Below are 19,116 nucleotides of genomic sequence, written 5' to 3'. Positions count from 1 at the left end.
CGTCGTCCGAAAGTGCCCGCCCGGAGAGACAGGGGACGAGAAAGGCCGGCACGGTGGGACCCAGGCCGGCCTTTCACCTCATCGATCGACGTTCAACCGGCGCGTCGACGGCTCGCTCGATCAATCGTCGTCATCGTCGTCGACGCCGGCGGCCCATTCGGGGTACGGGATGGCGGTGCCCTTCATGGCGCGCCAGAGGATCCGGTTGAGGACGTCCTCCGGGGCCTTATCGACCTCGCGGAAGTTGAGCGTCGCGGAGACCAGGGCGTCCTGCTTGAGCGAGTCGTCGAGCATCGCCTTTGGGTCGGGGTTCATCTGGTCCAGGGGGACGAGGTTGGCGACCGACTTGAACGGCGCGAGGTTCGCCTCATCGGTGAAGCAGTCGAACATCGGCGTGGCGCTGGCGTCGAACTGGTTCATCGGCGGCAGGCCGAGGATCTGCTCGATGGTCCTGATGATGCTCGTGGTGTTGTACTGCGTGCTCACGACCTCGCCGCGCTTGGCGTAGGGGCTGACGCAGTAGGCCGTGGTGCGGTAGCCGCTGACGTGGTCCCAGCCGGCCTGGGGGTCGTCCTCGATCGCGAGGATCGCCATCTCGGGCCAGAACCGGGAATGGCTCAGCGCCTCCACGATCCGGCCGAACGCCAGGTCGTTGTCCGCCATGCACGAGGCCGGCGTGGGCGAGCCGACGCTGGTGCCGCTGGTGTGGTCGTTGGGCAGGCAGATGATCACGAGGTTGGGGAACTCGCCTTTCTCCTCGAACTCCTTCAGCTCGCGGATGATGAAGTCGGCGCGATACTGGTCGGGGACCGCCATCTCCCAGCCGACGTACGCGGTGGGGGAGATCGGCCGGATCGACTCCACGGACGGCTCGCTCTCGAAGATCACCTCGTCGGACTCGCCCTTCCAGGTCCGATAGCAGGCGAGGTAGTCCGGGGAGCCCTTCCTGGACTCGTCGCGCCAGCGGACCTTGGGGGCCATGAACTCGCCGTAGTTGCGGATCGTCTTGTTGTGGGCCAGGGCGTTGTCCCAGAGGAACCCGGCCGGGGAGTAGGCCAAAACGTCCTTGTCGTCCTCGCCCATTCCGTCGGGGTAGCTGCGGGGGAAGCCGGCGAAGCTCTTCTCCATGTAGTCGGTGGAGAACGCCGTGGTGCTCCACTGGTGCCCGTCCGCGCTGAGGATGCCGGCGCAGTAGGTGTTGTCCAGGAGGATGAACTCGTCGACCATCTTGTGCTGGTTCGGCGTGATCTCGCGGCCGAAGATGCACAGATCGGCCCGGCCCCGCCCTCGCGGATGCGCGCCGAGGACCTGGTCGTAGGTCCGGTTCTCCTTGATGACGTAGACGACGTGCTTGATCTTGCTGGGCTCGCCGATCCGCTCCGGGATCGCGCGCGGCGGCTGGCCCTCGCGGGCCGGCAGCGCGGCCTGTTCGATCGCCCCTCGGCGCATGTTGCGCGCGGCCAGCTCGGAGAGCTTCGCCAGGTCGTCGTCGGACGGGATCGGCATCAGCGAGACCGATCCCTGATAGTGGTGCGAGTTGTAGCCTTCCGTGCCGTCGTCGCGCTTGCGAGGGGAGGTCGGCAGGCCCTTGATGTTGGCGACGCACAGGGCCTTGCGGCCGGCGTCGAAGGCGATGGCCCCCGGGAACCAGCCGGCGGGGATGAGCCCCAGGAGCTTCGTGTCCCCCTTGTCCTCCGGGTCGAACTTCATGACCGCGACGGCGTTGTGCGTCCCGTTGGCGACGAACAGCCGGCGGCCCGACTCGTCGAACGCCAGCGCGTTGGGCGAGGCGCCGAACAGGTCCGACGGCTTCGCCTTCACCCACACCGTCTCCGCGACGGCCTCGTTCGCGACGTCGATCAGGCTGAGCGTGTCGCTCGCCGCGTTGGCGCAGACGACGTACTTGCCGTCGGGCGACACCGCCAGCGCGGAGGCGTGAAGCCCCGTCACCAGCTCCGTCGACACGGCGCCGGCGGCCAGGTCGATGACGCTGACGGACCCTTCGCTGGCGATGTGCCGCACGGGGTCGACGCGAGCCTCGGTCCCCCGGCCTGCGGGCCCGGTGAGGTCGCCGGGCTCGGGGCGACGCCCCCCCCAGTTGCTCACGAACGCCTTGCCCCCCGTCAGGACCACGTCATAAGGCGCGACGCCCACGTCCCACGAGCGGACGACGGAGCCGTCGGCGGTGTCCAGCTCCAAAAGCTTGTTGGAGAGGTTGCCGCAGACGTACAGGCGCGAGTCGTCCGCCGAGAGCGCCAGGCCGCTGGGGATCTCCGCCTTGCGACGCGGGGCGTCGGCGTTGGGCAGCGCGAGGACGTGCGAGGGCGTCACGGCTCCGTCGTCGCCGACCGCGAAAACCTTGATGGAGCCGTTCACGTTGCTCAGGTAGACACGCTTGCCGTCGTGCGAGTAGAGCAGCCCGGTGTAGCTGACCTGGCCGCTCTTGTCGGGGTGGAGGATGTTGGGCGAGACCGCCGCCGGCGGCTCCGTCTGGTCCTCTCCCGGCAGGGCGACCTGTCCCGCGACCTTGGCCTCGTCGACGTCGATGACGACCACCTCGCTCGTCTTCCCGGTGACGAGCAGCCGCTTCCCGTCCGGCGACAGCGCGATCGCCTGGGGACGCATCCTCGGCAGCTCGACCTGCCGTCCGAACGGGGTCAACACCTGGTTGACGGGCGTGACGATGACGTCGTCTCGCCATCGACCCACGAGATCCGTGGTCGACTCGACCGTCGGCTCCTGGGCGATCGCCGCCAGGGCCAGGGTCGTCCAGCAGGACAGGGCGCAAACGAACTTCATGACTTTCTCCGGGTACGCGGCTTCTCCGACGAGCCAGCCCGGAGTCTAGCCGGTCAGTCACCCCTCCGAAAGCATGCGATCCCGGACGCGCGGGCCCGACGAGCGGGGAGCATCCGCCCGCGCATGAAAGCAAGGAAGGCCGGCCCTCGATGGAGGAGCCGGCCTTCCTTGTTGGCTTTCAGGATGTCCGCGAAGTCGGCGTGTGACCGACCGTCGTGAATAAGACTTGAAAGTGGGCGATACAGGATTCGAACCTGTGACCTCATGCGTGTCGAGCATGCGCTCTAGCCAACTGAGCTAATCGCCCGGGTTTTCGGTCTGGGCCTCATCGCCCCGGGGAGACTTACTATAGGGGATCGAGGCGGCGGGATCAAGGGGGGAGTCCGGAATTCCGCTCCCCCCGGGGGAGTGGTCAGGATTCGAGGATCTCGTCGGACTTCTTCTCGGCCAGGTCGTTGACCTTGCCTTCGAACTTCTTGGTCAGGCCCTGGATCTCTTCCTTGCAGGTGGCGGCCTCGTCCTCGGTGAGGAGCTTGTCCGTCTGCTCCTGATCGGCCTGCTTGTTGGCGTCGCGACGGATGTTGCGGATGGAGATGCGGGCCTCCTCGGCGAGGTCCTTCACCCGGCTGACGAGCTTCTTGCGCTGTTCCAGCGACAGCGGCGGGACGTTCAGGCGGACCGCCTTGCCGTCGGAGTTGGGGGTCAGGCCGAGGTTGCTGGCCTGGATCGCCTTGACGATGTCGCCGACGACGGAGGGGTCGAAGGGGCGGATGAGGATCTGCTGGGGCTCGGGCGTGCTCAGGTTGGCAAGCTGCTTCAGCGGGGTCGAGGAGCCGTAGTAATCGACGCGGACCGACTCCACGAGGCCCACGTTGGCGCGGCCGGTGCGGACGCCCCGGAACTGGTCGACCAGCAGGGCGACGGACTTCTCCATCCGGTCTTCGGCTTCCAGCGCGATCTCTTCGATGCTCATCGGGACGACTCCGTGGCGGGGCGGTGGCCGCTTGGGGACGGGGAGGGGCGACGACATCTTACCAGCGTCGCGGCGCGCCGGGGAAGGTCCCGGGGGCCGCGGACGGGGCGGGTCAGGAGGGGCGGGGCCGGGTCCCCGAGCCGATCCAGGTGCCGACGACGTCGCCGCGGACGGCGCGCTCGATGTTGCCTTCCTTCTTGAAGTTGAAGACCAGGATCGGCAGGACGTTCTCCTTGCACAGGCCGATGGCGGCCATGTCCATGATCTTCAGCTCGTCGCGGAGGACCTTGTCGAAATCGAGGGCCTCGAACAGGACGGCGTGGGGGTTCTTCTCCGGGTCGGCCGAGTAGACGCCGTCGACGCGGGTGGCCTTCATGATGACGTCGACGCCCAGCTCCTTGCCCCGGAGCGCGGCGGCGGTGTCGGTCGTGACGAAGGGGCTGCCGGTCCCGGTGGCCAGGATGATGATCCGGCCCTTCTCCAGGTGGGAGAGCGCGCGGCGGCGGATGAACGGCTCGGCGACCTCGGCCATGCGGATGCTGGTCATCAGCCGGGTGGGGCGGCCCATGCTCTCCAGGGCGTCCTGGAGGGCCAGGCCGTTGATGACGGTGGCCGTCATGCCCATGTAATGGGCGGTGGCCTCCTTGATGACGTCGGAGCCGCGGCTGAGCTGGGCGCCGCGGAGGATGTTGCCGCCGCCGACCACGATGGCGACCTCGACCCCGAGCGAGGCGACGCGGGAGACCTGGCGGGCGATCCGGCTGACCTCCTCGACGCTGATGCCCCCCTCGCCGGGGCGGCAGAAGCTCTCGCCGGAGAGCTTCAGGAGGATGCGACGGAAGGCGGGCGAGCCGGTCGGGGCGGGTTCCATGTCGTGGTCCTTGGTCGCGGTTCGGGGCGACTCGGCGGTCCGGCCGTCGGGCCGAGGGGCCGCGCCGGGCGTCGGCCGAGGCCGCCCGGCGCGAGGGGGGGTCGGCTCAGCGCTCCTCGCCGACGACGAAGCGGGCGAAGCGGGCGACGGCGATGTTCTCGCCGGTGCGGGCATTGACCCCGGTGATGACGTCCTTGACGCTCTTGGAGTCGTCGCGGATGAACGGCTGCTCCATCAGCACCGACTCGGCGTACCAGGCGTCGAGCTTGCCGGTGGCGATCTTCTCCTGGATGGCCTCCGGCTTGTCGGCGACCTGGCTGATGAAGATCCGCCTCTGCTCCTCGACGGCCTCCGCCGGCACGTCCTCGCGGCGGACGAACTTCGGGTTCGACGCCATGACGTGCAGGGCCAGGTCCTTGGCGAGCTGCTTGAACTCGTCGTTGCGGGCGACGAAGTCGGTCTCGCAGTTCAGCTCGATCAGGACGCCCGACTTGGCGTCGTGGTGGATGTACACCTCGACGCGGCCGGCCTTGGCGGCGCGGCCGGCGCGCAGCTCGGCCTGCTTGAGCCCGCGCTCCTTGGCGAGGGTCTCGGCCTTGGCCAGGTCGCCGCCGGCCTCCGTCAGGAGCTTCTTGCACTCCATCAGGCCCAGCCCGGTCTTCTTGCGGAACTCGTTGACGACCTGAGCCGTGATCTCGGCCATCGAATGTCTCTCCCTGGGGCTTCCGGCGCGGAAGCGGTATGTGTGCGACGTTGGATCGATGTAAGGGTGGGGTTCCGGGGGGCCCCGGCGTGCGACGACCCGGCCGCGCCTGGCGCGGCCGGGTCGATCCGAGCGGGCCGTGGGTCAGGCGTTCTCGGAGTCCGAGGCGGGGGCCTCGGCGGCCGGCGCGTCCGGGGCCTCGACGGTCGGGGCCTGCGAGGCGGGGGCGTCGGGCGCGACGCCGGCCTCCTCGGGGGAGGTGATGATGGGCTGGGCCGGGGCGTTCTCGGCGATCGGCGAGACCTCGGCGGCGGCGGCCGGCGGCGTGTCGACGGTCGCGACCGAGGCGGCCTCGGCGGCGGCGGCCGGGGTCGGGTTGGCGGCGGGCGGGGCCGGGGCCGCGGCGGGGGCCGGGCCGGGCTGGGGGCGATTGCCGCCCATGCGGAGGCCGTCCCGCGGGCCGCCGGGGCCGCGACGATCACGGCCGCCGGGGCCGCGACGGTCGGGACGCCCGGGGATGCGGTCGTCGCGCTCGACCGGCGGCGGCTCGTCCGGGGCGATGGCCTTGCCGTCGATGATCGAGTCGGTCAGCCGCTTGATCACCAGCTCGATCGACCGCATGCTGTCGTCGTTGCCCGGGATCGGCAGGTCGACCGAGTCCGGGTCGCAGTCGGTGTCCAGCAGGGCGACGACCTTGATGCCCAGCTTGCGCGCCTCGGCCACCGCGATGTGCTCGCGACGGGGGTCGATCACCAGCAGGGCCTCGGGCAGCCGGGTCATGTTCCGGATGCCGCTCAGGTTGCGCTCGATCTTCTTGCGCTCGCGGGTGAGCGTGGAGATCATCTTCTTGGAGTAGCTCGCGGCCATCTCGCCGTCGAGGGTCTGCTCCAGCTCCTCCAGCCGCTCAAGCCGGCTGCGGATGGTCCGGAAGTTCGTCAGCGTGCCGCCCAGCCAGCGCTCGGTGACGTAGGGCATGCCGCTGCGGGCGCATTCCTCGGCGATCGTCTCCGACGCCTGGCGCTTGGTCCCGACGAACAGGATCAGGCCGTTCTGCGAGGCGACCCTGTGGAAGTACTTGGTGGCGCGCAGCAGGCCGCGGACCGTTTCCTTCAGGTCGATGATGTGGATCAGGTTGCGCTTGCCGTAGATGTACGGCTTCATCTTGGGGTTCCAGCGGCTGGCCCTGTGGCCGAAATGCACGCCGGCGTCGATCAGATCCTTGACGACCAGTGCCACGTATCCCACCTCTCTCGACGACATACCAGATCCGGCCGAGGTCCCCGGGCGAAGCGCCCAGGGCGGCCTTGCGAGGGTCCGACACGAATGGAATCGGACGCAAAACGAGCACAGGCCGTGCTTTCCACGCCACCAGGAGCCCGCGTCGGGTGTCATCCCACGGGGGGATGATCGCCGCTCGACGGGCTCGGCGGCGGTCTCGCGGACGGCCGTGCTTCGCCCCTTCTCGTAGGGGAGTCCCAGTTTATCGGCCGCCTGGCCCCGCGTCAAACCCGCCGACGCGGGATGGAGCCGCCCGGATTCCGCGAGGGTTCGGCCCCGGCCGGAATTATGAGACCCGGGGGAACGCGATTGGTGAGGAGCCCCCCCTCTCCAGCAAGACAGACCGCGCGGCGATCGAATGACGTGGACGAAGAACGGGACACCCGGGGAGTCGGCCACTGTATCGTCTGGCCCACCCGCCCTGCCCCTCTGTCCACATTTTCCTCGCCGGGGGATGAAAGCTCGACAGTCCGGCTATTTCCACCATCCGACCCCCTGCCCCGGCCCGGTCCCGCCTGGAGCCTGGCATGCTCGGATGGACAGGAAGTGGGACGACTGGGAGGTTGGTTCCGGTTGACGGGGGGGGCGATCGCGGGGATACTCCGCCCGGCCCATGACCCGAATTCGGGTCGGCGCGGGCCGACGGCCGACGGATCGACCGCTCCTTCAGCAGGACATGGACGTCATGCGCCAGGTTCTTCGGACGACCCTCGTTCTCCTCGCGGCGGCGACGTCGAGCGCGCTGGCCGACGATTCCGCGCCGCTCGCCCAGGCGCGGCTGAAGGTCGCGGCAAAAGAGCTGAAGGCCGCCGCGACCCTGCTCGAAGACGCCCTGGCCGCGACGCCCCCCCCCGCCGCCGCCGACCGCAAGGCGATGGTCGATCTCCTGAAGGAGACCTATCGCGGCCTCGCCCAGGAGGCCAGGGCCGCGGGCTCCGACCGCGCCGCCGCCTCCTACGAGGACGACCTCGCGATCCTGGAGAACTCCTCCCCGGCCCCCTCGGCGCCGCCACCGGCGCCCGCTCCGGCCGAGGCCCCCGCGCCGACGCCCCCCCCCGAGGCGGCCCCGGCCCCGACACCTCCCGCCGAGGCGCCGCCGCCGACGCCCCCCGCCGAGCCCAAGCCCGATCCGACGCCCCCGCCGGCCGACGCCGCCCCCGCGCCGACGCCGCCCGCCGAGCCGGAGCCCCAGGCGCCGGAAGCGGACAAGCCGCTGGAGCTTCCGCTCGTGGGCCCGACGCCGAAGTCGGTCGATAAAGGCCCCCGGACGCCCGTGCATCGGTCGAGCGACCCCGCCGTCGACCGGGCCGCCGTCGTGGACGTCCCCGACCCCGCGCCCGCCGCGCCCGCCGAGCCCGATGAACTCGCCCAGGCCGACGCCTTCTTCAAGGCCAGGAAATATGACGAGGCGGGCAAGTTGTACGCGGCGCTCGCCCGCAAGGGGCGTCTGCCAACGGTCCGGAACAAGGTATGGGCCTACTGCCGCTGGTCCGCCATCGTCTCCCGGATCAACGCCGGCCCCGCCTCCAAGGCCGAATGGGACCTGATCGAGCGCGAGATCCAGAGCGTCGAGCGCCTGACCCCCGACCACTGGTTCGTCGACTACCTCAAGGATCTCGTCACCGACGCCCGCGCCGGCAAGCGGCCCATCCCCAAGGGCTCCGGCGCCGGCCCCGGCCTGGCCTCGATCCGAGGGGCCGAGCCCGAGGAGGAGCACGAGGCCGCCCCCGCCCCTCGCCCGCGGGTCGACCCCAGGGCGCGACAGGCCCGCGCGGGCGCGCTGGACCTCCCCGCCGGCGGCGACGACCTGCCCCCCCCCTCGCCCACGCCCCCCGTCGAGCAGTTCGCGCCGGCGCTCGACTCGCCCGAAGCCCCGGCGCCGGCCGCCGCGCCGGTCTCGTGGGAGGTGCACGAGACGGAGAGCTTCCGCGTCTTCCACGTCGACCCGGCGCTCGCCCAGCAGGCGGCCGAAGTCGCCGAGACCGTCCGGGCCGCCCAGGGCAAGCGCTGGGGGAGCCCCGAGACGAAGGCGGCGTGGGCGCCGAAGTGCGACATCTACCTCTATCCCACCCCGGCCGACTTCGCCCGCATGACCGGGCAGCCGGAGACCTCGCCGGGATTCTCGACGATGGGCATCGGCGGCGGGAAGGTCGTCGCCCGCCGCGTGAACCTCCGCGCCGACCACCCGCAGTTGCTCGCCGCCGTGCTCCCCCACGAGGTCACGCACGTCGTCCTGGCCGACGTCTTCCCCGACCAGCAGGTCCCGCGCTGGGCCGACGAAGGGATGGCCGTGCTGGCCGAGCCGCTCGCCGAGCAGGCCGGCCGATGCTCCGAGCTTGGCGCCCCGCTGGCCGAGGGCCGCGTCTTCCCGCTCGAAACCCTGATGACCACGGACTACCCCGAGGCCCAGGACTGGAACCTCTATTACGCCCAGAGCGTCTCGCTCACCCGGTTCCTGATGGCCCAGGGGACCCCCGCCCAGTTCGTCGCGTTCATCAAGGACGCCCAGCAGCGCGGGCCCGACACGGCCCTGCGAGCGACCTACCGCATCGCCGGGTTCAAGGATTTGGAAACCCGATGGACCGACCACGCCCGCCGCGAGGCCGACCGCCTCGCCGCCGCGGCCGAGGCCCCCGACACCGCCACGCGCTGACCGCCCACGTCACTTCGCGCCGGGCCAGTCCAGGTGCTCGCGTAGGAACCGGAACGTCCCCTTCCCGTTGATCGTGTGGGGGCCGTCGAAGACCTCCATCTCGCAGCGGTCCCCGATCTTCAATCGGGCGTCGTACAGGTTGAACACCTTGGCGAACTCATAGGCCACCGCCTCGTCGGGCGCCACGGTGTCGAAGTGCCCGCGCTCGACCATGAAGGGCCGGGGCGCGATCATCGCGGCCATCTCCGCGTAGTTGAACGTGCTCCCGAGGTCGAACTCGAAGATCTCGTACTCGCCGGTGCGGACGTAGCTATAAGGGCTTAGCGTCGACGCGTTCTTCCAGACCCAGTCGTTGAAGTCGGCCGAGCAGATCGACAGGCGGTAGGCGTCCACCAGCGGCGGGATCCGCATGGCCGATTTCCCGCCGTAGCTCAGCCCGTAGAAGCCGATCCGATCGGGATCGACCTGGTCCAGCGTCTTGAGCCAGTCGGTGATCCGGCGGTGCTGCGGCACGATCAGCGAGAACAGCGTCTTGCCCAGCGGGTTCGCCTTGCGCTGGAGGACGCGGAAACGGTCCTCGAATATGTAGAGGTTCTGCGGCGCGAACGTGATGAAGCCTTCCTCGGCCAGCCGGACCGCGAACCTGTGGTACGACGGGTTCTCCACGTTGGGGTCGGCTAGGTCCGAAGGCCGCCCCTCCAGCCCGTGCTGGCAGACGACCACCGGCCGCCGCTCCCCCTCGGCGATCCCCTTCGGCATCAGCAAGATCCCGGTCGCGAAGACGTCGGGGAAGACGTCCATCACCACCTCGTACCCCGCGAAGCCCGGCTCGTCGAAGATCTGTCGCGAACGGACTTCGGGCGGGATCATCTCGTCGTCGAAGCGGCCGATGATGTCGGTCGCGAACCGCTCGCGATAGGGCTCGATCGATCTCCGATAGGCGTCCAACGAACTCGTGTCGAGCCCCTTCATGAACTCCCGGCGGACGTCCGGCCCTTCGAGGATGAGCCGCTGGGTGTGGCGGTCGATCTCGCGGAGCTGCCGCGCCTGGCGGGCGGCGAGGGCGCCGTCCGGGAGCGGCGGGGCCTGGAGCGGGGCGCCGACGGGCGCCAGCCTCGCCCCCAGCGCGCCGAGGAACAAGGCCGTCGCGGCGTCGGTGCCGAACGGGCCGCGACCATCGCCCCCGGAGTCGACGAGCGTGGGACGCGCCACCTCGCCGAGATTCGCCGACAGCCGCGTCGCGCGCGCGACCTCGGCCCGGACGGTGTCCAGGCGCGGCGTCTCCAGCCGGCCCGGCGCCCCCCCCTGGCCCGGGGCGAAGGTGAACTCGGGGCCGGCGGCCGCCTCGACGATCAGCCGGCGCGGGGCGATCATCGAGGCGATCTCGGCGTCGCCGAAGCGTTCCAGGAGCCCGAAGACGTTGCGGTCGAGCGGCTGCCGCCAGACGTCGTTCCGGTCGTCGAAGTAGCCGCTCACGCAGGCGACGGCAATCCTCGGGTCGAGCGCCGCGGCGTACAACGCCGCGGCCCCCCCCTCGCCGTGGCCGAACACGCCCACGCGGAGGCCATCGGCGACCAGGCGGTCGACGGCCGCCATCACCTTCTGGACCTCGTAGCCCATCAGCGTCCTCCCCATGACGAACGCGGGACGATGGAGGTACTCGCGCGACGTCATCGTCGCGCCCCCCATGCGCGGGGCGACCGTCCGGTCGATCAGCACGGGGACGATCACGCGCAGGCCAGCCTCGGCCAGCCGCCGCGCGACCTGTCGCTCCGGGGGGATGCCGGGGGCGATCCCGGCGAACTGCTCGGGCGTCTGGTCGGCGTCGGGGATCACCACGGCCGCGGCGACGGGCGGCGCGTCACCCGCCGGGAGGAGTTCCAGCCCCTCCCCCGTCACGTCGCCGAACGCGGCCCAGCGCACGGATCGGACCGTAATGCCCTCGCCGCTGTAAGAGGCATGGTTGTCCGAGATAACCACCTCCATCGGGGTCGATGCGTCGCGGGGATCGCGGACGCCCAGGATGTGGGCCAGCCGGGCGCGCTGGGGCTCGATCGACTTCGCGTATGCCTCGGCCGACGAGAGGTCGCGAGCCCAGTGCATCTCTCGCCCCGCCATCGACTCTCTCAGCTTGCGGTCGAGGAAGCGGTCGGCCCCGTCGACGAGCAAGGAGGCCAGGTCGCCGGGGATCTCCAGAGCCCGAGTGCCGGGGAGCGGCGGGCCGACGGTCCGGTAGTCCGGAGCCGGGGATTCCGCCATCGCGGGCGCGACGGCCCCGGCCAGCAGGATCGCGGAGAGGACGCGGGGGACGATTCGCGGTCGGCGCATGGCGGCGGGCTCCCTGGCGAGTGACCCGCGCAGGGTACCGCGGCGGCGGGGCGTCCGCCAGCGTCAGGCGCCGGCCATCTCGCGCGCCAGGCGGTCGCGCTCGTCGTCCGGGATCGGCTTGCGGCGTTCCGCGATCAGAGCGCCGTCGGCGTCCACGCGGACGAGCCACGACGGGCCCATCGGCGCGAGGTCGAGGGCCGCGGGCGCGAGGGAGGCGCGGAGGCGGCCCCAGGCGGGCGACTCACCGGGCGCGAGGATCGACACGACGCGCCATCGCCCGTCCTCGGCGAGCGCCAGGGCGTCGCACGAGCCGAGGACCGCCGGCGCGCCGGGGAGCGTCCAGGGTTCGCCCGGTCGGATCTCGCGCGAGCGCCGGAGCGCGGCGAAGAAATCGCCGGCGACCCAGGCGCGGAGCCAGGCGACGGCGTCGGCCCGCAACGAGGCCCCGGCCGCCGGCGTCTGCCGCGCGGCCAGCCGACGCGTCACCTTCTCCGGGTCGGCCCCGGCGATCAACTCCGCGTCGAACGCCGAGGCGCGGATCAGCGCGGCCAGCCGGGCCGTCCGGGTCTCCTCGCGGAGCGGGGCCTCAAGGTCGAGCAGGCGAGGCGCGGCGGGCGGGAGGACGGGCGGGCGGCCTTCGAGCGGCTCGGCCTCGATCGCGGCGACGATCTCCGGCAGGCGGGGACGGCGGCGCTGGTCGACCCGCTTCTCGCTCGCGGGGATCGCGGCGACGTCCACGACGTCGCCCTCGGGGCACGGCCAGCCTTCGGGAAGATCGGCCGTGCAGCGGCCGGTGAGGCCGTCGAACCGCTCCCACAGCAGGTTGAGCGCGGGGGAAAGCTTGGCGACCGACGCGGCGACCTCCGGCAAGGGAGTGGCGAACGCGGACGAGAGGACCAGATCGTCTCGCGCCCTGGTAGCGGCGACGTAAAATAGCCGCAACGCCTCCTCGCGTTCCTCGCGCTCGTCGATCGCCTGGAACGCCCGCCAGCCCAGGGACTCCCCCGCGCCGGGGCGGTCGTCGGGCTCGGCCGGCGCGGGGCGGGGCTTGAGGACCAGGCCCAGCTCGCGGTCGAAGCCCATCGGGTCGGTCTTCGGGCCGGTGTCGCGGTCCAGGTCGGGGAGGATGACGATCGGGAACTCCAGGCCCTTCGCCTGGTGGACGGTCATGATGCGGACGCTGGGGCTGTCCTCGTCGGTGGTCGCCGCCTGCTCCTCGCGCGGGGGGTCGTCGGCGAAGGCCCGCAGGCGGCCGACGAAGTCGGCCAGGCCGAAGCCGCCGCGGCGGTCGAACTCCCGCGCCGTCTCGATCAGCTTGCGGACGTTGGCGAGCTTCCGCTCGCCCAGGAACTCGCACGTCAGCGCCGCGGCGAAGCCCGTCTCGTCGACCGCGCGCGACAGCAGTTCGGCCATCGGGACGCGGTCCTTCATCGCGCGCAGGCGATCCAGCATGTCGCGGGCGCGGGCGGCCAGGTCTCGATCGCGGTCGGACAGGCCGTCGACGCCCGCCGCGGCTTCCAGGCCGCGAGCCAGCCCGCCGGCGCGCGACAGCCAGAAGAGGGCCTCGTCGCTCAGGGCGAAGAACGGCCCGCGCAGGCAGCCGGCCAGGGCCACGTCGTCCAGCGGATCCTCGACGACCGAGAGCAGGTTGACGACGTCCAAAATCTCCTGCCGCGAGTAGAACGCCGACCCGCCGATGGTGTGGTACTCGAACCCCTGATCGGCCAGGGCTTGTTCATAGGGCCATACGTCGGTCATCGCCCGGAGCAGGACGGCCACGTCACCGGCGTGGGCGGGGCGCGGCCGGCGGGTGCCACGGTCGACGATCGTCCAGCCGGCGTCGAGCCGGTGGCGCAGCCAGCGGGCCAGCGCGTCGGCCTCGCGTACCCGGCACTCCTGGGCGGTCGGCTTCGCGGGCTTCTCGTCCCCCTCGGGCTCGTCGGGGGGGACCCAGAAGAAGTGGACCGCCGGCCCCTCGGCGTGGTCGAGGCGGCGCGGGGCGAGCCGGACGGCGGCCGGGTCGGGGGCGGCGCCGGGCTCGGCGAACGAGTCGGCGAAGAGGGCGTTGACGAAATCGATGACGCGGGGGACCGTGCGGAAGTTCTCCGAGAGCCGCAGCCGGCCGTGCTCGTGGAACTCCTCGCGCCAGCGGCCGAAGATGGCCGGCTCGGCGCCCCGGAAGCGGTAGATCGACTGCTTGGCGTCGCCCACGACGAACATCCGGCCGTCGCGGAAGCCGTCGCGCGCCAGCAGCCGGAGGACGTCCGACTGCACCTCGTCGGTGTCCTGGAACTCGTCGACCAGGACGAAGTCGATCGAGGTCGGCTCGACCTCCGCCGGATCCTCGTCGGGCTCGCCGATGGGGGCGGCGAGGTCGCGGAAGGCGTCGCGGGTCAGGACGATCAGGTCGGCGAAGTCGAGGCCCCGCCGGCGCGCCTTGAGGCGGTCGTACTCCTCGCGGGCGGCGCGGGCGACGCGGGCGAACCGCGCGGTCTCCGCGGCCGATTCCAGCGTGACGGCCTCGTCCCAGGCGAGCCGGCCGCGGACCTTCTCCACATCCTTGCGGACGGTCTCGAAGGCGGCCTTCACGCGCTCCTTCACGTCGGCGTCGGGCCAGTCGTTCTTGCCGCGGATGGAGGTGATCCGGGCGACCTTGTGGAGGTTGTCGAGGTCGGCGTCGCGGCCGCGGGCCTCCACGTCGTCCATCGCCATGAGGACCTCGGCCCGGAGCGACGCCAGCTTGGGGCCCACGTCGAGGAGCGGCGCCAGCACGCGCCGGCAGGCGCGCAGGCTGGGGCCGAGTCGGGCGAGCGTGGCGGGGCGGGCGCGGCGGGACCAGGCCTCTTCCCAGCGGGCGACGATCTGGGGGGGCTCCAGGTCGCACAGCGGCTCGATCTCGTCGGCCGTCCGGCTGGCGAGGACCTTTTCGAGCATCCGGCGGACGACGCGCAGCGTGTGCGGGAGGGCGAGCGAGGTGATGTCGGGGTCGACCTGGGCGAGGAGGCGGCGGATCGCCGCGCCGGCGGCCTGCTCGCGTAGCGCGCCGGCGACCACGTCGTCGAGGACGGCGAACTCGGGGTCAACGCCCAGCTCGACCGCCCTGCCCCGCAGCGCCCGGCCGCAGAACTCGTGGAACGTGCCGATCGGCGCCGCCTCCAGGGCGCGGAGGACGATGGCCCACCAGGCCGGGTCGGACCCGGCGGCGAGCCTGGCGCGGCAACGGTGGCGGATGCGCTCGCGCAGCTCGCGCGCCGCCTTGTCGGTGAAGGTCATCACGGCGAGCGACCGCAGCGCGCGGCCCTGGCCGCCGTCGATCTCGGCGAGGAACCGCTCGGTCAGGACGGTGGTCTTGCCGCAGCCCGCGCCGGCGGCCAGGGCGATGCTGGCCCCCTTCGGCTCCAGCGGGCCGCGCTGCTCGTCGGTGAGGGAGACGCGGTCGTCGCTCATGGCGCGGTCGCCCCGACGCTCGCGGCGCCGACGCGGCCGCGAGCCGCGTCGAGCTTGCCCGCGAGACGCACCTGCCGGACGCGACAGGCGGCGCGATAGTCGCAGTATTTCTCGCAGCCCTCGTGGCGCGGTGCGATCGGGAACGCCCCCCCCTGGATGGAGTCGATCACGGCGAAGACGCGCTCGCGCAGCTCGTCGCGGACGCGCGCCCACTCCGGGAAGGCGATGGGCCTGTAGCCCTTCTCCTTGAGGCCCCAGTAGCCGACGTCCATCAGCTCGCCCCGGCCGTCGCCGTACAGGATCTCCTCCAGGGCCATCGCGTAGAGCGGGAGCTGGATCATCTGATACTCGGTCACGTCCTTGCCGCTGGGGGGCGTGCCGCTCTTGTAGTCGAGGACGCGGAAGCGGGGGGTCGGTTGCGACTCGATGACGTCGACGCGGTCGACGCGGCCGCTGAGCTTCATGACCCGGTCGCCGTGGCGCAGCTCGTAGGGCTCGGGATGGTCAAGGCCCGGTTCGCCGAAGCCGAACTCGAAGTGCGTGGGCGTCGGCGAGCCGGGGGCGTCGGCGTGGTACTCCGCCCGCTGGCGGGCGTAGAGGGCGACGACGCGGGCGACCTGGCCCCGCTCGATGACGCGGAGGGCGGCCCCCACGTCGCCCAGCCCGTCCTCGTCGGGGGGGAGCGCCTCGTCGATGGCCTGGGCCAGCAGGACCTCGTCGGGGATGGACGGGTCGACCTCGGCGCGACGCTTCTCGAACTTCTCCAGGATGTCGTGCAGGATGCTGCCCCGCGCGGTGTAGTCCTCGTCCAGTTCGTCGCGGTCGGGGATCGGCTCCAGCTTCAGGACGTGCCGGCAGAAGAACTGGAACGGGCAGTTCAGGTAGGTCTCCAGCTGGCTGGGGCTGAAGACGTGCCGGCCCGGGTCGAACAGGTCGGCCAGCGGGCCGAGCGCGCGCGAATCCTCCAACAGCCCTTCGAACGGCCCGAACGGCGTCCCGGCGCGACGACGGTCCAGCGCCACGATCGCCGCGGCGGCGCCGTCGAGGGCGCGGCGGTGGGATGGGTCTCGCGCGAGCGCCCGGAGGCGGCCGAGCCGGCCCGATTCGGCGGCGCGGGCGACGGCCAGCACGCGGGCGTCGGCCGGCGCGATCGCCAGGTCGTCGCGGTCGATCAGGGCGGGGTGGAACCGGGCGTGGGCGACGTGGCACGCGGACGCGGCGTCCGGGGCGAGCGCGCCCAGCAGGTCGTCCAGGAACCCGGCGCGGAGCAAGGGTTGCCCCTTCGCGTCGGTCGTGGGGTAGAAGAGGCTCGCGCCGCGGTCGGCGGCGCCCAGCACGCGGGCGAACCGCAGGGCCTCGGCCGAATACGCCCGCCGCGCCTCGTCGTCGGGGGCCTCGCCGGGGCGGAGCGCGAGGAACCGACGCACGGACGGGCGACGCGGGAAGCTCCCCTCCCCCAGCCCGATCACGAGGAGATGCCAGGCGCGGACACCCTCGATCTCGTCGACCGACGCCGCGCGGATCGACCCCGGCGGCGCGGCGGCGCGCGGGCGGGGGGTCTCGGCCACCACGTCCGTCAGCTCCTCCACGAACGCTTCCCACGGCGCGGCGATCGCCCCCCGGCCGAGACGCTCGAAGATCTCGGCGCGGTCGTCGAGCGCGTCCCAGAGGGTTTCCAGAGCGCAAGGATCGTCGCGGCCGATCCCCAGCGATTCCACCGCGCGGCGGAAGCCGGCGACGTGCTCGGCCCACGGGCGGGGGCGATCCAGGGGGCCGATCGTCCCGATCAGCATCTCCATGATCGGGTAGGCGCGGCTCGCCCGCGCCACCTTCTCCTGGCGTCGCCGGGTCTCGGCCTCGTTCGCCCCTTCCTCGGACCGAGAGATGGCGCGGGCCAGGGCCTTGAGGATCTGGTCCTTGCCGCGGAAGACCGGCAGGTCGCGGAGCGTCGACGCGGTCTCGCAGAGCGCCATGCGGTCGACGCCCCGCCAGGGGGGCCGGACCTGGCCGTTGCGGAGGAGGTGGACGACCTCCTCGACCTCCCAGTCCTCCAGCGGCATCCGCGCCGCCCGGAGCGCCGCGGCGATGGCCGGGTCGCGGTCGAGGGGCTCGGGAGCGGCGTCGGCGACGGGGACGCCGGCGGCGCGCATCGCCTCCAACGCGGCGTCGGACTGGTCGTCGCGGCTCGGGAACACGAGCAGGATTTCGTCGGGGGGCGTGCCGGCGTCCAGCAGCGCCTTCGCCTCGCGCGCGACCATCCGGCCCAGGTCCATCCCGGCCGGGCCGCCTCGGATGGAAAGGCCCTCGGCGTCGTCGACGCGGTCCCCCGGCGGGCCGAACAGCCGGTCGTCGAGCGCGCGCAGGCCGGCGGGGCGGTCGGGGGTCGAGGGGAGGCGGGCCTCGGCCAGCCCCAGTTCCAGCAGGCGATCCCGCACGGACGACGTGGCGAGGAACAGGTCGGCGCGGGCGGGGTCGTCGACGTGGCAGAGGGTCGCGTCGACCGAGACGGGGCGCTCCAGGGCGTCGCGCAAGACGCGCCATCGGCCGGGGGTCCGGCCGTCAAAGTCGAGGAAGACGAGTTGGTCGGCGTCGGCCCAGGCGCGCGGGTCGTCGCGGATCGTCAGCGAGGCCCAGACGGCCAGCCCGGCCTCGTCCTCGGCGCCGAGGGTCGCGAGGAGGCGTCGATAGCGGCGATACGTCGAGCGCTCGGCGGCGGCGATCGTCTCGTCGCCCTCGGGCTCGCCCGCGCGCCAGTCGGGGTCGCGGTGCCGCTCGGCGGCGGTCCAGTCGGCGAACCGACGACGGAGGCGGCGGCGATAGCCGACCTGCGTCGCCTGGACGGCGAGCGGCCCGCGACGGCCGCCGGCGGTCTCGTCGCGCAGGGCGTGGTCGAAGACGGCCGTCGCCGCCGACTCGGACAGCAGCGTCGGGGCCTTGTCGGCCCGCGCGGCCGTCCGACGCCAGAGGTCGTCCCAGCAAAGGACGCGCGGGGCGACGCGCGACGCGGTCAGCGCCAGGTCGCGGGCGATCCGGTCACGGGCGAGGGGCGTCGGGACGATCCAGGTCGTCCCCCGGGGCGAGGGGTCCACTCGCGGCGGGCACGTCGGCGCCGGAGCGCCAGGCGGGCCCGTCCAGAGCGTTCGGCGAGCCCGATCCGTCACTCCCGCCCCCCTTCGCCGTCACCAACGCCAGCACCAGGACCGCGAGGCCCACCAAGTATACAGAAAAATACCACAGCTTCCCGGATCGCACAACTCGGATCAGCCACAGGATGGCCACGTAGCCGACCATCCCGGCGAGGACCGTGGCGACCAGGGTCTGCGCCACGCGCTCCGGGGTGAGGCCCAGCCGCGACGGATCCTCGATCGCGCCCTTCATCTCGTGGGCGACGGCCCCGAGCACGGCGGGGACGGCGATCATCAGGCTGAACCGGACGGCCCAGACGCGCGAGAGGCCCAGCAGGAGGGCGGCGACGATCGTGGTCCCGCTCCGGCTGACCCCGGGGAGGGGAGCCAGCATCTGCGCCGAGCCGATCACCAGGGCGTCCAGCCAGGTCGTCTCCGACGGCCCCCGGCCGTGGCCGTCCGGGCCTCGCGTCTTCAAGGAGACCAGCGCGAGCGCCGCGGCCGAGATCAGGAAGCCGATCGGCGCGGCGACCTGGCTCTCGAACAGGCCGTCGACCCAATCCTTGAGGAAGAGGGCGAACGGGACGAGCGGCAGCGTCGCCACCAGGGCGAGGCCCAGCACGCGGGCGACCATCGGCCGGCGGAAGTCCGGGCCGACCTCCGGATCGTCGGTCAGCAGCCCGCGGATCCCCAGCCGGACCGGGCCGCGATAGTGATACAGGATGGCGCAGGTGGTCCCCAGGTGGAGCATGATGTCGAAGAACAGGTTCTCCGCGCCCGACCGGCCGGAGCCGGTGAGCCAGGCGAAGAGCTGCTGAAAGACCAGGAGGTGGCCATCGCTGGAGACCGGGAGGAATTCGGTCACGCCCTGAACCACGCCCAGGGTCAGGGCTTCGATCCATTCCATCAACATGCGGCGCGATCCCGATCGTTCAGGCG

At 72.2% G+C, this 19,116-nt stretch carries 10 protein-coding genes and 1 tRNA gene; 1 reads left to right on the top strand and 10 read right to left on the bottom strand.

The window, feature by feature from the left end:
* Positions 1 to 120 precede the first annotated feature (120 nt).
* From WG209_RS05525 to rpsB, 6 genes are all read right to left on the bottom strand, one after another.
* Positions 121 to 2,799, bottom strand: a complete 2,679-nt coding sequence (locus WG209_RS05525; protein WP_337174014.1) for a bifunctional YncE family protein/alkaline phosphatase family protein — start codon at positions 2,797 to 2,799, stop codon at positions 121 to 123.
* 233 nt (positions 2,800 to 3,032) lie between these two features.
* A tRNA-Val gene (locus tag WG209_RS05520) sits at positions 3,033 to 3,106 on the bottom strand.
* A gap of 105 nt (positions 3,107 to 3,211) precedes the next feature.
* Entirely contained in the window at positions 3,212 to 3,772 is a 561-nt protein-coding gene (gene frr, locus WG209_RS05515; protein WP_337174013.1) for a ribosome recycling factor, read from the bottom strand.
* Positions 3,773 to 3,884: 112 nt separating this feature from the next.
* Complete coding sequence (gene pyrH, locus WG209_RS05510) at positions 3,885 to 4,643, bottom strand: UMP kinase (RefSeq protein WP_337174012.1); 759 nt, start codon at positions 4,641 to 4,643, stop codon at positions 3,885 to 3,887.
* Positions 4,644 to 4,749: 106 nt separating this feature from the next.
* Complete coding sequence (locus tag WG209_RS05505; protein WP_337174011.1) at positions 4,750 to 5,346, bottom strand: translation elongation factor Ts; 597 nt, start codon at positions 5,344 to 5,346, stop codon at positions 4,750 to 4,752.
* Between the two features lie 144 nt (positions 5,347 to 5,490).
* Positions 5,491 to 6,582 carry a 30S ribosomal protein S2 gene (gene rpsB / locus WG209_RS05500; protein ID WP_337174010.1) on the bottom strand — a complete coding sequence of 364 codons (1,092 nt, stop codon included), beginning with the start codon at positions 6,580 to 6,582 and terminating at the stop codon, positions 5,491 to 5,493.
* Positions 6,583 to 7,309: 727 nt separating this feature from the next.
* Here rpsB and WG209_RS05495 point away from each other — a divergent pair.
* Complete coding sequence (locus WG209_RS05495) at positions 7,310 to 9,277, top strand: hypothetical protein (RefSeq protein WP_337174009.1); 1,968 nt, start codon at positions 7,310 to 7,312, stop codon at positions 9,275 to 9,277.
* A 9-nt stretch (positions 9,278 to 9,286) separates the two neighbouring features.
* On the opposite strand, the gene WG209_RS05490 is transcribed toward WG209_RS05495, so the two are convergent.
* From WG209_RS05490 to WG209_RS05475, 4 genes are all read right to left on the bottom strand, one after another.
* Positions 9,287 to 11,605, bottom strand: a complete 2,319-nt coding sequence (locus tag WG209_RS05490; RefSeq protein WP_337174008.1) for a hypothetical protein — start codon at positions 11,603 to 11,605, stop codon at positions 9,287 to 9,289.
* 63 nt (positions 11,606 to 11,668) lie between these two features.
* Complete coding sequence (locus tag WG209_RS05485; RefSeq protein WP_337174007.1) at positions 11,669 to 15,052, bottom strand: UvrD-helicase domain-containing protein; 3,384 nt, start codon at positions 15,050 to 15,052, stop codon at positions 11,669 to 11,671.
* On the bottom strand, positions 15,049 to 18,141 hold the full coding sequence (locus WG209_RS05480) for a PD-(D/E)XK nuclease family protein (RefSeq protein ID WP_337174006.1): 3,093 nt from the start codon (positions 18,139 to 18,141) through the stop codon (positions 15,049 to 15,051). The genes WG209_RS05485 and WG209_RS05480 overlap by 4 nt, the downstream gene beginning before the upstream one ends.
* Positions 18,086 to 19,090 (bottom strand): undecaprenyl-diphosphate phosphatase, encoded by a 1,005-nt coding sequence (locus WG209_RS05475; RefSeq protein WP_337174005.1) that lies wholly within the window; start codon positions 19,088 to 19,090, stop codon positions 18,086 to 18,088. The genes WG209_RS05480 and WG209_RS05475 overlap by 56 nt, the downstream gene beginning before the upstream one ends.
* Positions 19,091 to 19,116 lie beyond the last annotated feature (26 nt).

The sequence above is a fragment of the Paludisphaera sp. genome, from assembly GCF_037189885.1.
In the GTDB taxonomy this organism is placed as follows: Bacteria; Planctomycetota; Planctomycetia; order Isosphaerales; family Isosphaeraceae; genus Paludisphaera.
The sequence above is the reverse complement of the archived record's forward strand: the minus strand, read 5'-3'. Positions and strand labels throughout refer to the sequence as shown.

Coding starts and splice junctions, on each gene's coding strand:
- WG209_RS05525 (WP_337174014.1), bottom strand. CDS start 2,799: ATGAAGTTCGTTTGCGCCCTGTCCTGCTGGACGACCCTGGCCCTGGCG.
- frr (WP_337174013.1), bottom strand. CDS start 3,772: ATGAGCATCGAAGAGATCGCGCTGGAAGCCGAAGACCGGATGGAGAAG.
- pyrH (WP_337174012.1), bottom strand. CDS start 4,643: ATGGAACCCGCCCCGACCGGCTCGCCCGCCTTCCGTCGCATCCTCCTG.
- WG209_RS05505 (WP_337174011.1), bottom strand. CDS start 5,346: ATGGCCGAGATCACGGCTCAGGTCGTCAACGAGTTCCGCAAGAAGACC.
- WG209_RS05495 (WP_337174009.1), top strand. CDS start 7,310: ATGCGCCAGGTTCTTCGGACGACCCTCGTTCTCCTCGCGGCGGCGACG.
- WG209_RS05490 (WP_337174008.1), bottom strand. CDS start 11,605: ATGCGCCGACCGCGAATCGTCCCCCGCGTCCTCTCCGCGATCCTGCTG.
- WG209_RS05485 (WP_337174007.1), bottom strand. CDS start 15,052: ATGAGCGACGACCGCGTCTCCCTCACCGACGAGCAGCGCGGCCCGCTG.
- WG209_RS05475 (WP_337174005.1), bottom strand. CDS start 19,090: ATGTTGATGGAATGGATCGAAGCCCTGACCCTGGGCGTGGTTCAGGGC.